General features: G+C 71.7%; 11 protein-coding genes. 7 read left to right on the top strand and 4 right to left on the bottom strand.

The features are described from left to right. Positions 1–33: 33 nt before the first annotated feature. Positions 34–1,140, bottom strand: a complete 1,107-nt coding sequence (locus tag ACGFIK_RS02980; protein ID WP_327022482.1) for an FAD-dependent monooxygenase — start codon at positions 1,138–1,140, stop codon at positions 34–36. Positions 1,141–1,452: 312 nt separating this feature from the next. Between ACGFIK_RS02980 and ACGFIK_RS02985 the strand changes: the two genes are divergently transcribed. After that, the gene (locus ACGFIK_RS02985; protein ID WP_327022483.1) at positions 1,453–2,577 is read left to right on the top strand and encodes a cellulose binding domain-containing protein; all 1,125 of its coding nucleotides are present in this window, start codon (positions 1,453–1,455) and stop codon (positions 2,575–2,577) included. A 63-nt stretch (positions 2,578–2,640) separates the two neighbouring features. Here the strand turns inward: ACGFIK_RS02985 and ACGFIK_RS02990 are convergent, their stop codons facing one another. Both ACGFIK_RS02990 and ACGFIK_RS02995 read right to left on the bottom strand, forming a co-directional pair. Continuing rightward, positions 2,641–3,318: a response regulator transcription factor gene (locus ACGFIK_RS02990; protein ID WP_327022484.1), complete on the bottom strand. Its 678-nt coding sequence runs from the start codon at positions 3,316–3,318 to the stop codon at positions 2,641–2,643. After that, positions 3,315–4,427 carry a histidine kinase gene (locus ACGFIK_RS02995; protein ID WP_327027249.1) on the bottom strand — a complete coding sequence of 371 codons (1,113 nt, stop codon included), beginning with the start codon at positions 4,425–4,427 and terminating at the stop codon, positions 3,315–3,317. The genes ACGFIK_RS02990 and ACGFIK_RS02995 overlap by 4 nt, the downstream gene beginning before the upstream one ends. A 147-nt stretch (positions 4,428–4,574) precedes the next feature. On the opposite strand from ACGFIK_RS02995, the gene ACGFIK_RS03000 reads away from it, so the two are divergent. Genes ACGFIK_RS03000 through ACGFIK_RS03020 form a run of 5 tightly spaced genes read left to right on the top strand, consistent with a single transcriptional unit; the run spans position 4,575 to position 10,441 of the window. Beyond that, entirely contained in the window at positions 4,575–5,942 is a 1,368-nt protein-coding gene (locus ACGFIK_RS03000) for a hypothetical protein (protein WP_327022485.1), read from the top strand. A gap of 45 nt (positions 5,943–5,987) precedes the next feature. Continuing rightward, complete coding sequence (locus ACGFIK_RS03005) at positions 5,988–6,221, top strand: phosphopantetheine-binding protein (RefSeq protein WP_327022486.1); 234 nt, start codon at positions 5,988–5,990, stop codon at positions 6,219–6,221. Next, positions 6,218–7,762 carry an amino acid adenylation domain-containing protein gene (locus ACGFIK_RS03010; RefSeq protein ID WP_327022487.1) on the top strand — a complete coding sequence of 515 codons (1,545 nt, stop codon included), beginning with the start codon at positions 6,218–6,220 and terminating at the stop codon, positions 7,760–7,762. The genes ACGFIK_RS03005 and ACGFIK_RS03010 overlap by 4 nt, the downstream gene beginning before the upstream one ends. Then, positions 7,746–9,236, top strand: a complete 1,491-nt coding sequence (locus tag ACGFIK_RS03015; RefSeq protein WP_327022488.1) for a condensation domain-containing protein — start codon at positions 7,746–7,748, stop codon at positions 9,234–9,236. Before ACGFIK_RS03010 ends, ACGFIK_RS03015 begins: the two co-directional genes overlap by 17 nt. Then, the gene (locus ACGFIK_RS03020; RefSeq protein WP_327022489.1) at positions 9,233–10,441 is read left to right on the top strand and encodes an MFS transporter; all 1,209 of its coding nucleotides are present in this window, start codon (positions 9,233–9,235) and stop codon (positions 10,439–10,441) included. Before ACGFIK_RS03015 ends, ACGFIK_RS03020 begins: the two co-directional genes overlap by 4 nt. A gap of 28 nt (positions 10,442–10,469) precedes the next feature. Here the strand turns inward: ACGFIK_RS03020 and ACGFIK_RS03025 are convergent, their stop codons facing one another. Continuing rightward, positions 10,470–11,258: an aldo/keto reductase gene (locus ACGFIK_RS03025; protein WP_327022490.1), complete on the bottom strand. Its 789-nt coding sequence runs from the start codon at positions 11,256–11,258 to the stop codon at positions 10,470–10,472. Between the two features lie 112 nt (positions 11,259–11,370). On the opposite strand from ACGFIK_RS03025, the gene ACGFIK_RS03030 reads away from it, so the two are divergent. Continuing rightward, entirely contained in the window at positions 11,371–12,417 is a 1,047-nt protein-coding gene (locus tag ACGFIK_RS03030) for a DNA polymerase ligase N-terminal domain-containing protein (protein WP_393337367.1), read from the top strand. The last annotated feature ends 11 nt before the right edge of the window (positions 12,418–12,428 follow it).

A 12,428-nucleotide genomic window follows, 5' to 3' on the forward strand; every position in this document is an offset into this window, starting at 1 on the left:
GTGAGAGCGCCGCGCGGGGTTACCGACCGTGGATCACAGGGGGCCGAGTAGCAGCCGGTAATGCTCGCCGAAGATGCGATCACCGCGACCGCGCAGCAACGGGTCGCGCAGTGCGGGCGGCACGTCCCGGGTCCGGTTGCGGTCCCGGGTACGGTCCCGCACCCATCGGGTACGCGGCCGGCGACGACTCTCGTACGCGGTCAGTGCCGCATCCACGCTCGACGCGGCCCGCAGTGACTCGGCGAGCACCACCGCGTCCTCCAGGGCCATCGCCGCCCCCTGGGACAGGGTCGGGGCGGTGGCGTGGGCGGCGTCACCCACCAGCAGCACCCGCCCCCGGTACCAGCGCCCGAGTTCGACCTCGTCGGTGGTGGTGGCCTGCACCCGGTCCAGGGCCTCGAGCACCTCCGGCACCGGCCCGCCGTAGTCCCCGAACAGTTCCACCAGCCGCGCCCGGGGGTCCCTGGGCAGTTCCGTGCCGGCCTCGTCGGCGTAGCAGTACAGCCGGCCGGCCCCGATCGGCACCACCAGGAAGCCACTGCGCTGCCCGAGCAGGGCGGTCCACTCCTCGACCACCGGCCCGTGGCGCACGATGCTGCGGTACACCACCTGACCGGCGGGGCGGGGCGGGCCGCCGAGGGCGGCCAGGGAGCGGATCGAGGAACGGGGTCCGTCCGCGCCGATCACCAGGTCGTACTCCGTCCGGGTGCCGTCGACGAAGGTGACCCCGACGCCGGCCGGCAGCAGCTCGATGCCGCTGACCTCGGCGCCGTGCCGGACCGCACCGCCGGCTCCGCTGAGCAGCACCCGGTGCAGGTCGGCGCGGGACAGGGCGCGGCACTCGCCGACCCCGGCCCAGAGGGCGTCGAGGTCCACCTCGCAGAGCGGCAGCCCGGCCGAGTCCAGGAAGTGTTGCCGGTGGATGACCTGTCCGAAAGGGCGGACCGGCCCGTCGAGGTCCAGTCGTCGCAGCGCCCGGGCGGCGTTGCCGGGGAGGTAGAGACCGGCGTCGTCGAGGTCATTCGGCGCCGCTCTGTCGGTGACATCCGGGCGGAAGCCCGCCAGGCGCAGGGCCCGGGCCACGGAAAGGCCGGCGATGCCCGCACCGACGACGAGGATGCGCAGGGGGGAGCCACGCATGGGGGTGTACGCCTCCGGAGGGGGTTCGGAACGCGTCGGAGGCAAGACACTACTCGGCGCAATCGGTGCACGCCAGAGGCAATCCGGTCACCCCCGATGCCCGCCGATCGCCGTCGGCCACCCGTGCGGGCGGTGACACACCTCACCTTCTGCCGCATTTCCCCTCGCCAGTTGCACCATCAGCTCGAAGGATGTAAATGTGACGATGAATGTGGGAGCGCTCCCGGACCCCCACCACCGTCCACGCTCCCGACCGCTCGTCCGCACCTCCCGTCCCGGCGTCCGCGCGACGCCGCAACGCAAGGAGCATCCATGAGACGTACCCTGCGAGCCCTGATGGCCACCGGCCTGCTCGCCGCGAGCGCGGTCGTCGCCGTGGCTCTCGGCGGCACCGCCGCCGCCGACACGGTCATCTGCGAGCAGTACGGCAGCACCGTGATCCAGAACCGCTACGTGGTGCAGAACAACAAGTGGGGCACCACCGCCCAGCAGTGCATCAACGTCACCAGCAACGGCTTCGAGATCACCACCCAGAACGGCAGCAACCCGACCAACGGGGCCCCGACGGCGTACCCCTCGGTCTTCCTCGGCTGCCACTACACCAACTGCTCCCCCGGCACCAACCTGCCGATCCAGGTCAGCCAGATCAGCAGTGCGACCAGCAGCATCAACTACCGGTACGTGAGCAACGCCATCTACAACGCCTCGTACGACATCTGGTTGGACCCCTCGCCCAAGCGGGACGGGGTGAACCAGATGGAGATCATGATCTGGCTCAACCGGCAGGGCTCCATCCAGCCCATCGGCTCCCCGGTCGGCAACGCCAACATCGACGGGCGCAACTGGGAGGTCTGGCGGGGCAACAACGGCGGCAACAACGTCATCTCGTACGTCTCCCCCTCGGCGATCAGCAGCGCGAACCTCAACCTGCTGGCCTTCATCAACGACACCCGTAACCGGGGCGCGATCACCAACTCCTGGTACCTGACCAGCATCCAGGCCGGTTTCGAGCCCTGGCAGGGCGGCGCCGGGCTGGCGGTGACCAACTTCTCCGCAGCGGTCAACGGAGGCGGCAACAACAACCCGCCGCCCACCACCACTCCCCCGCCCTCCGGTGGTGGCGCGTGCGCGGTGAAGTACACGGCCAACTCGTGGAACAACGGCTTCACCGCCGACGTGCAGATCACCAACACCGGGTCGAGCACCCTCAACGGCTGGACCCTGGCGTACTCGCTGCCGTCCGGTCAGCAGGTGACCAACTCCTGGAACGCCACCGTGAGCCAGAGCGGTTCGTCGGTGACCGCCCGCAATGTCGGTCACAACGGCACGATCGCCCCCGGCGGTACGGCCAGCTTCGGCTACCAGGGCACCCTGAACGGGGCGTACGCCAACCCCACCAGCTTCACCCTCAACGGCACCGCCTGCTCGCGCTCCTGACCGATCCGCCCCCGGGGTGCGGCATCCGCCACACCCCGGGGCCACAGACCGGGGCAGGGGGCCTCAACACTGGGCCGACGGCACGCACAGTCCGCTCTCGTAGGCCACCACCACCGCCTGCGCCCGGCTGTTCAGGCCCAGTTTCGCCATCAGCCGCTTGACGTGGGTCTTCACGGTCGCCTCGCTGAGCACCAGATGATCGGCGATCTCGGTGTTGTTCCGGCCGCTACCGACCAGCCGCAGGACCTCGGTCTCCCGGGCGGTCAGCTCACGCAGGCGCTTCCCGCCGATGCCGGCCGCCCGTTGCCGGCTGGCGTAGGCCTCGATCAGCCGTCGGGTGATCTGCGGCGCTACCAGGATGTCACCCCCGGCGATGGTGTGCACGGCCGCGATGATCCGCTGCGGTGGCATGTCCTTCAGCAGGAATCCGGACGCCCCCGCCCGCAGCGCCGTGTAGACGTACTCGTCGAGGTCGAAGGTGGTGAGCACGACGACCCGGGGCAGGTGCTCCCCGACCCCGTCGAGGATTCGCCGGGTGGCGGCGATCCCGTCGAGGACCGGCATGCGAATGTCCATCAGTACGACATCCGGCCGGGTCTGGGCGGCCAGCGCCACGGCCTCGGCGCCGTCGGCCGCCTCCCCCACGACCTCCGTTCCCGGTGTCAGCTGGAGCAGCGACACCAGTCCGGCCCGGATCAGGGCCTGGTCGTCGGCGACGACCACCCGGATCGGCTCGCTCACCGGGGCGCCCCGACGGGGAGACGCAACAGGACGGTGAAGCCGCCGCCCTCGGCGTGTCCGGCGGTGAGGACACCTCCGTACAGCTCGGCGCGCTCGCGCATGCCCTGGATTCCGTGGGACCTCGACGAGGGTTGCCGGGGCCGGTCGTCCCGGGTCCCGTTGTCGCTGATCCGGACGGTGAGTGCCCGCGTTCCGTATTCGAGGTCGACCTTCGCGATGGCCGGACCGGCGTGCTTGAGGACGTTCGTCAGCGACTCCTGCACCACCCGGTAGGCGCAGAGGTCGGGCCCCGGAGGCAGCGGGAACACGCGTCCTGCCACCGAGAGGTCGACCGGCAGGCCGGCACTGCGGGCGCCGGTGACCAACTCCTCCAGTTGCGCCAGGCCGGGCTGGGAACGGTCTTCGGGGCCGGATTCGGGTTCGAGCCGGAGCACGTCGAGCAGGCGGCGCAGTTCGGACAGGGCCTGACGGCTCGCCTCACCGGCCGTGGCGATCGCGGTGTGCGCGGTGTCCGGATCCGTGCGGACAACACATTCGGCCAGTCCCGCCTGGAGTGAGACGACCGACATGTGGTGCGAGACGATGTCGTGCATCTCCCGGGCGATACGCATCCGTTCGTCGGACGCGGCCTGGGCCGCCTGGGCGGCCAGCCGCTCGGCCCGTCGGGACCACATCTTCGTGCTCTCACCGAGTGCCCACGCCCCGAGCACGACGAGCGTCACCTGTGCCACCTGTGACCAGTAGACCGGCGCGGTGAAGTGCACACAGTAGACGAACGCGGTGACCGCCACCGCCGCCAGGAACACCAGGCCCGCGACCCGCCGCGGACGCAGGGTGGCGACCGTGAACATCCCGATCAGTATCCCGAGCCCGCCGTTGGGGAAGTCGTCGTAGCGGAACAGGCTCAACCCGATGAGGGCGGTCAGGATCACGACCGTGGTGAGTACGGGGGCGCGCTGGCGCAGCGCGATCGGCGCGACCGTGAGTGCCGCCAGCACGACCGCCGCCCAGTGCGGTGCGTCGTCGCGCTGCCCGAGCATCGTCGCGACCGTCAGGCCGGTGAGCGTCACCGCCAGCAGCACGTCCACCGGGACGGAACGAAGGAGCATCCGCACGGCCAGACGATAGCGGCCGGGCGACGGGCATCGATGGGTCACTACCCCCATGGGGGTAGTCGGACATACCACCCCGACGGGACGACGGCGATCGATCACCGCCATAGCGTCGAAGAGTCCCGAGGAGGGCAGGGGTGACCGATGGGTGATACGACGACGATCGCGGTCCCGTTCCGCGGCTGTGTCGGCGGGAACGTGGACCTGACCTGGGGTCAGGCCAACATGTGGCGTGCGGTGGAGCGCTTCGGCGGCGCGGCCGAGCGGTTCAACCTGCCGCGCTGGCGGCTGTTGTCCCGCCCGGTGCCGCTGGCCCGCGCCGTGAAGGCGATCCGAGTGCTCGTCGAGCGCCGGCAGGTGTTGCGGACCCGGTTCGTGACCGGTGCGGACGGTCCCCGCCAGCAGGTAGCCACCGACGGAACGCACCGGGTCACCGTCGTCCCGGTCCGCCGCTCACAGGCCCACCGCGTCGCGGTACGCACGACGGCCGAGTTGGCCACCGGCCGGATCGACCTGGCCGGGGAATGGCCGGTCCGGTTCTGCCTGCTGGTCGAGCGGCACGCGGTGATCGGGGTGGCGTTCGTGGCCTCGCATGTCGCGCTGGACGGCTGGGCGACCGATCGGCTGCTCGCCGACCTGCTGCACTGCCTGGACGGCCGGCACCGGCTGCGACCGGAACGGTACGGGCCGATCGAGCACGCCCGGCACGAGGCCGTCGGGATCAGGTCCAGCACCCGGGCGTACCTGGAGAAGTGCCTTCGGTCGGTACGGCCGTCGCTGTTCGCCACCCTGGTCGGCGAGGCCGACCTGCCGCGCTTCCACGCGCACACCCTGCGGTCGACCACGATCGTCTCCGCCGCGCGGACCATCGCCGACCGATGTGGAACCTCGACCGCGGCCGTCTTCCTGGCGGCCACCGCCGCAGCCCTCGCCGCCTCCTGCGCCGACCGGCAGGTGCCGATAAAGATCATCACCTCCAACCGGTTCACCCCGCGATACCGCTCGCTCGCCGCCGCGATGGCGCAGGACGCGCTCGCGGTGGTGCCGCTGGGCGACACCGACTTCGACGAGACCGTACGGCTGGCGTACCGGTCGGCGACCATCGCGTGCTGCCACTCGCGCTATCCGCCGGACGAGTTCGATCGCCTCCGGGCCCGCATCGAGGCGGCTGCGGACACCACCTTCGACCTCAGCGCCTACTTCAACGACGCCCGGACCATGCAGCCGGACGGGCGGGCGGTCGAGCCGCCGTTGCCCCGGGGCCGGTCGGCCGAGGCCGGCGGCGTGCTCACCCGGCTCGACGGGCTCGACGACAACGACATGCGGTTCTACCTCCGGATCACCTCGGCCGGCAGCGCGTACGACCTGCTGCTCGTGACGGACTCACACCTGTTCTCCGCGACCGGAAGTGCACGGCTGCTGCGCGGCATCGAACGGCTGCTGCTCGCCGCCGCGACCGGGCCCGTCCCGGTCGCCCGGATGGCCGCCCTGACCGGCGCGACACCGCTGTAGACCATCGCGCGACCACTGTGCGGAACAGTCTTTTGGAGGATTGCCATGACATCGGCGAACGTCACCCTGCTCTGCCAGATCTGGAGTCGCCTGCTCGCCACTCCCATCGGTCCCGACGACGACTTCTTCGACAACGGCGGATACTCGCTGCTGCTCATCGAGATGGTCATCCAGGCCGAGGAGGCCGGGCTGCACTTCGGGCCCGAGCAGGTATTCGACCACCGCACTCCGGCGGCGCTGGCCGCGGCTCTCGAGGTCGATCTGGAGGCGAGTCGGTGACCGGCTCCCTCGCCGACCGCTTCGACGAGGTCGCCCGTCGGCACCCGGACAGAACGGCAGTGGTGGACTCCGCCGGGACCATGACGTACGGGCAGCTACGCCAGGCCGGTGACTCGATCGCCGGTGACCTCGAAGCCGCCGGGGCCGGGGCCGGCCACCTGGTCGGCATCCGGGTGGGCCGCAATGCCCAGACCGTCGCGGCGATCCTCGGGGTGCTGCGGACCGGGGCCGCCTACGTCGCCCTGGATCCGTCCTGTCCGGCCGACCGGATCGAGTTCATCCGCACGGACGCCGGGATCGGCCTGGTAGTCGACAGCTCCGGCGATACGGACCCGCCGACGGTCACCGGGCAGGCAGTCCCCCGCCTCGATCCGCTGCCCGCCGACCTGGCCTATCTCGCCTACACCTCCGGCTCCACCGGTCAGCCCAAGGGTTGCCTGATCACCCAGCACAATGTCACGGCGTTCCTCGACGAGACGGTGCCGTTGTTCGACCTGACCCCGGAGGACCGCTGGACGGTCTTCCACTCGCTGGCCTTCGACGCCTCGGTCTGGGAACTGTGGGGAGCGCTGGCCACCGGCGCTACCGCCGTGCTGGTGCCGACCCCGGCGCTGCGCAACCCGGCGGTCTTCGCCCGGCTGCTGGCCGACCGCGCCGTGACCGTCGTGTCGCAGGTCCCGTCGGCACTTCAGTATCTGCTCCCGGCGCTCGCCCGACGCGGCTGCACCGGACCGGAAACGGCACCGCTGAACCTGCGGTACCTGTTCTCGGTCGGGGAGGCGATTCGGCTGGACCTGGTGGCCGAACTGCGGCGGATCGTGGGCGGCCCGGAACCGGTCGTGGTGAACATGTACGGCCCGACCGAGACGACGGTCTTCGCCACCATGAAGGAGATCACCGAGGCCGATCTGCGGTCCGGGATCCGGTCACCGATCGGCCACCCACTGCCGAAGGCCGGGGTCGTCGTGGTCGGCCCCGACGGCAACGCGTCGCCGCCCGGGGAGACCGGAGAGCTCTGGATCACCGGCGAGACGGTGGGCCTGGGCTACCTGCACCGGCCGGAGCTGACGGCCGATCGTTTCGTGTCGTGGGAAGGGGCGCCCGCGTACCGGACCGGCGACCTCGGCCGGTGGCTGCCGGACGGGTCACTCGAACACCTCGGCCGCCTCGACCAGCAACTCAAGTTGCGCGGTTATCGGATCGAGCCGGAGGAGATCGAGGAGGTGCTGCGTCGTACCGGACTGGTCGCCGACGCCGGGGTGTGCCTCGGCGAGGTGGGCCGGGCGCAGTTCCTGACCGCATGCGTCACCACGGTGACCGGACTGCTGGACCCGCACGGGATCAGGGCGCTGCGCGACGCCGTGGCAAAGACCCTGCCGGAGGCGATGTGTCCCGACCGGTACCTCCTGCTCGACCGGCTGCCCCAGAACACGTCCGGCAAGCTCGACCGCCCTGCGCTGGTCGAGATCGTCCAAGACCGACTCGCCGCCACCACGACGGGGTTCCCGCCCGCCAGGAGGCCGGATGTCGACGCCAGGTGACCGGGTCGGCAGGATCGTCGATGCCGTGCTCGGCACGGCGGCAACGGAGGACTCGCTGAGCCGGCTGGGGGTGACCTCCCTCGATCTGCTCAGGGTCTGCGCCGAACTGGAGCACCGGACCGGGATCACGCTCTCCCTGGCCGACGTGATGACGGCCCCGACGGTCACCGCGCTGGCCGAGCACTGGCGCAACGGCGGCGTGCCGGTGCTGCCCCACCAGACCGGTGCAGGGATTCCGCTGACCTCCCTGGCTCGCGGCTGCCTGCTCCGCCAGCTCGTCTCCCCGGCCGACATCGCCGGCAACTGCATCCTGCTGTGGACCCTCGACGGCCCGGTCCACGCCGACCTGCTAGCGGAATCGATCATGGAGGTGCAGCAGCGTCACGAACTGCTGCGGTGCGCGTACACCCTGCGCGGTGGTGCGGTGCCCGCAGGTCCGCCGGTCGCCCCGGCCCGGATGGTCGCGGAGACCGCCGCCGAGGCGCTGGCGCGGTGCCAGCCCCTGCTCACCGTGGCGCTGCGACCCGCAGCGGGTGAGGTCTTCCGTTCGGTGGTCGTGAGCACGCCGACCGGGGCGGTCATCGGCCTGGTCGCGCATCATGTCGCGTTCGACGGCTACAGCGAGAGTGTCGTCGCCGCCGATCTCGGCCGGGCGTACCGGGCCCGCCTCGACAGGCGCCCGGTCGACTGGCCGGCGGCCCCGGACGGCCAGACGGCGAACGAGTCCTACCGGCGGCAACGCGCCGCCGGAGACCTGGATCGGCAGGGTGCCCGGGTACGCGCCGCCCTGTCCGGGGCCACCGAACTCCGTTTCCCCGGGGCCACCGGCAGCCGTACCGGCCGGGAGGCGTCCGAGAAACCGGCCGTACTCACCGCCGCCCTGGCCCCGGTCCCGGCCGTCTCCGTAGCCATGGCGGCCTACGCCCGCGCCGTCGGGACGGTCACCGGCCAGCGGGACATCTCCTTCGTGGTGCCGGTGAACCGCCGGGGTGCCGCCGGGCTCGACCTGGTGGTCGGCAACTTCGTCGAGATGCTGCCGGTACGGATCATGCTGCCGGCCGCTCCCGATCCGGCCGGGGACCTGACCGCGACCGCGACCGCCTGGGCCAGCGCGCTGTCCCGCCAGGACCTGGACTTCGAGGAGGTGGTCCGGGCGGCAGGCTCGGCCCGGCACATCCACCAGCATGTCTTCGCGCTACAGAACAATCCGGCTCCCCGGATCGAGCTACCCGGGACACGGGCCCGATTCGTCCGGAGCCCCTACCCGGCCCTGGCGAACCGGACCATGACCGAGATTTGGCCGGCCGGCAGCGGCTACAGCGACACCACCGACACCGCAGTGTTCAGCTACGGGCCGGGTTGGATCGGTGCCGCCGAGGCCGCCGCCCTGCTGACCGGCTTCCGCGACAACCTCCGCCGGTACGCCGGTCGGCAACCGGCACCGGTCACCGCGCTGCCGGGGGTGTGTCGATGACCGCGACCGAGGCCGGTCGGAGCCGAATCCGTACGGCGGTGCTCTTCTGCGTCAACGGGATGCTGATGGGCAGCTTCGCGACCCGGCTGCCGGATCTGAAACACGGCCTGGAGGCCACCGACGGTCCCTTCGGCCTGGCGTTGGCCGCCGCCACTGTCGGGGCTGTCGCCTTCGCGAAGCCCGCCGGAACGGCCATCGTGCGCTACGGCGAGGGACCCGTGGCGCGGCTGGCGATGCTCGCGACCGCGGCGTCGATGTTCCTGTTGTCGTTCGCCGGGTCACTGGTGGCCCTCGGCGGGCTCCTCGTGGCCTTCGGTGTCGCGGCCGTCGCACTCAACATGGCGGCGAACAGCATGGCCGCCGGCGTGGAGCGGCTGCTGGCCCGATCGGTGATGTCCGGCATGCACGCCCTGTTCAGCGGCGGCGGACTGCTCGGCGCGGTCACCGGCGGCCTGGCGGCGGGGGCCGGTGCGACCGTGGCCGAGCACTTCGCCGTGCTCACTCTCCTGTGTCTGGTGCTCGGCGTCGTCCTGCGCGGCGGCCCGCCCGGTACCGCCGGCACCGGGGACGAGCCGGCGGCGGACCGGTCGGGTTCCGGTGGGCCCCGGGTGACCCTGCTGCTGGGCGCGATGGCGTTCTGCTTCTACATCGCCGAGGCGGCGATCGACGACTGGAGCGCCATCTACCTGCACGATTCCCTGGCCGCCCCGGCAGCGCTGGTCGGCTCGGGATACGCGGGGTTCTGTGTCGCCATGGCGGTCGGCCGCCTGTTCGGCGACCGGATCGTCGACACCATCGGCGCGGTGTGGGCGGTCCGGGCCGGTTCCCTGCTCGCCGGGGTCGCGCTCACGCTCGGGGTGACCGCGCGGTCGCTACCCGCCGCACTGGCCGGGTTCACCCTGTTCGGACTCGGCATGTGCGTGGTGGCACCGGCCTGCTACAGCGCGGCCGGACGCCACGGCGGCCGGATGATCGCGTCGGTCACGGCCGCCGGGCATGTCGGTCTGCTGGTCGGTCCCGCCATCATCGGGGGCACCTCCCATCTGTTCGGCATCGGAACGGCGATGCTGGTGCCGGTCGTGCTCGCGATGCTGGTCGCCGCCCTGGCCGGCGCGGTGCGGCCTGCCCCGCAGGCGGTCGGGGTCGCCGACACCGGGCCGCAGGCACCCCATCGCACGGCCGAGCCGAGCGGCGACCGGAGTTAGCCCTCCGCGAGCCACCACCGCCGAGGGTTCAGACCTTGCCGAGGGCGTCGATGTCGCGCATCTCCTCGGGGGTCAGCGAGAAGCCGAAGACGTCCGCGTTGGCGCGGATCCGCTCCGGGGTCACCGACTTCGGGATGACCACGATCTCGTGATCCAGGTGCCAGCGCAGCACCACCTGGGCCGGGGACACCTCGTGCGCCGCGGCGATGCGGGTCAGCACCGGGTCGGACAGGTTGCTGGCCTTGAAGGGGCTGTACCCCTCCAAGACCACCCCACGGTCCCGGAGTTCGAGGTGCCGCTGCCGGTCGTACAGCGGCGGGCTCCACTTGATCTGGTTGATCGCCGGGGGTTCCTGGGTGGCCTGGATCAGCTCGTCGATCTGCCCGGTGCTGAAGTTGCTGACCCCCACCGCGCGGGCCAGCCCGGCGTCCCGCGCGGCCAGCATCTCCCGCCAGACCGGGATCAGGTCGCCCGGCTCGCTCGGCGGCCAGTGCACCAGCCACAGGTCGACCTGGTCGACCCCGAGGGCCCGCAGGCTCTGCTCGATGGTCTCCCGTTCCCGGCCGACCCGCTCCGGCGGCAGTTTGGTGGTGAGGAAGACCTCCTCCCGCGGCAGCCCGCTGTCCCGCAGGGCCCGGCCGACCTCCTCCTCGTTGCCGTACATGGTGGCGGTGTCGATGTGCCGGTAGCCGATGTCGAGGGCGACCAGGACGGCCTTGTACCCGGCTTCGCCGGTGGCCTGCCAGGTGCCGAAGCCGAGCAGGGGGATCCGGACATCGCCGGGAAGAAGGGCGGTGGGGTGGTCAGCTTGGTCCATACCGACCGTTGTACCCCCTTCGGGTCCTGCCACGCCCGAAAACGGTCCCGCCGGTCTGGTAGACCCGGGCGGTGGGCAGGCACGACCGCCCGGTTTGCCGGAGAATGCGGGTGTGGCTGACCGGCTGGAGGAGTACCGGCGCAAGCGGGACGCTACGCGTACCCCGGAACCGGTGCCGGCGGAGCGACCCCGCCGCCGGGCCGGCCGCGACCGGAGCCGGTTCGTCATCCAGCAGCACCACGCCCGCAGCCTGCACTGGGACCTGCGGCTGGAACACGACGGGGCGCTCGCCTCCTGGGCGGTGCCGCGTGGCCTGCCCCGCGAGCCCGGCCGTAACCACCTGGCCGTACACACCGAGGACCACCCGATGGAGTATCTCGACTTCGCCGGGGAGATCCCGGCCGGTGAGTACGGCGGCGGACAGATGATCATTCACGACCGGGGCACGTACCACTGCGAGAAGTGGCAGGACCGTGAGGTGGTCGTGCACCTGCACGGCGACCGGACGACCGGCCGGTACGTGCTGTTCGCCACCGGCGGCCGGGACGGCCGGGACTGGATGGTGCGGCGCACCGATCCGGCGCCGCCGGGCTGGACCACCATGCCCGACCTGGTAGCCCCGATGCGCACCACCCCGGCCGCCCGGCTCCCCAGCGACCCGGAGAACTGGGGGTACGAGCTGCGCTGGGACGGGGTCCGGGCGATGGCGTACGTCTCCGGGGGCCGGTTGCGGCTGCTCTCCGACACCGGTACCGACATCACCACCGAATACTCCTGGCTGCGGCCGATGGCCGAGGCCCTGGCGCCCACGGAGGCCGTACTCGACGGGGTGCTGGTGCGCATCGACCGCGCCGGACGGGTCCGGCCGGTCCGGGGCGGACGCGGCACCCCGGACGCCCAGTACCTCCTGGTCGACCTGCTCTGGCTGGAGGGGGCCGCCAGCGGCCGACTTCCCTATCGGCAGCGCCGGGAACTGCTGGAAGGGCTGACCCTGACCGGTACGCACTGGCAGACCCCGCCGTGGTTTCCCGGCACCGGCGCCGAGGCCCGGCAGGCGGCCCGTGAGCAGGGCCTGCCCGGGGTGATCGCGAAACGGTTGGACTCGGTCTACGAGCCGGGTCGGCGCAGTCGGGACTGGCGTCGCATCGAGGCAAGCTGAGACGGCGAGGA

It is taken from the genome of Micromonospora sp. NPDC048871, assembly GCF_043198155.1.
Lineage (GTDB): Bacteria > Actinomycetota > Actinomycetes > Mycobacteriales > Micromonosporaceae > Micromonospora.

What these genes read in the sequence shown, in the direction of transcription:
- ACGFIK_RS02980 (WP_327022482.1), bottom strand. Translation starts at nt 1,140, where the DNA reads ATGCGTGGCTCCCCCCTGCGCATCCTCGTCGTCGGTGCGGGCATCGCC.
- ACGFIK_RS02985 (WP_327022483.1), top strand. Translation starts at nt 1,453, where the DNA reads ATGAGACGTACCCTGCGAGCCCTGATGGCCACCGGCCTGCTCGCCGCG.
- ACGFIK_RS02995 (WP_327027249.1), bottom strand. Translation starts at nt 4,427, where the DNA reads ATGCTCCTTCGTTCCGTCCCGGTGGACGTGCTGCTGGCGGTGACGCTC.
- ACGFIK_RS03000 (WP_327022485.1), top strand. Translation starts at nt 4,575, where the DNA reads ATGGGTGATACGACGACGATCGCGGTCCCGTTCCGCGGCTGTGTCGGC.
- ACGFIK_RS03005 (WP_327022486.1), top strand. Translation starts at nt 5,988, where the DNA reads ATGACATCGGCGAACGTCACCCTGCTCTGCCAGATCTGGAGTCGCCTG.
- ACGFIK_RS03015 (WP_327022488.1), top strand. Translation starts at nt 7,746, where the DNA reads ATGTCGACGCCAGGTGACCGGGTCGGCAGGATCGTCGATGCCGTGCTC.
- ACGFIK_RS03020 (WP_327022489.1), top strand. Translation starts at nt 9,233, where the DNA reads ATGACCGCGACCGAGGCCGGTCGGAGCCGAATCCGTACGGCGGTGCTC.
- ACGFIK_RS03025 (WP_327022490.1), bottom strand. Translation starts at nt 11,258, where the DNA reads ATGGACCAAGCTGACCACCCCACCGCCCTTCTTCCCGGCGATGTCCGG.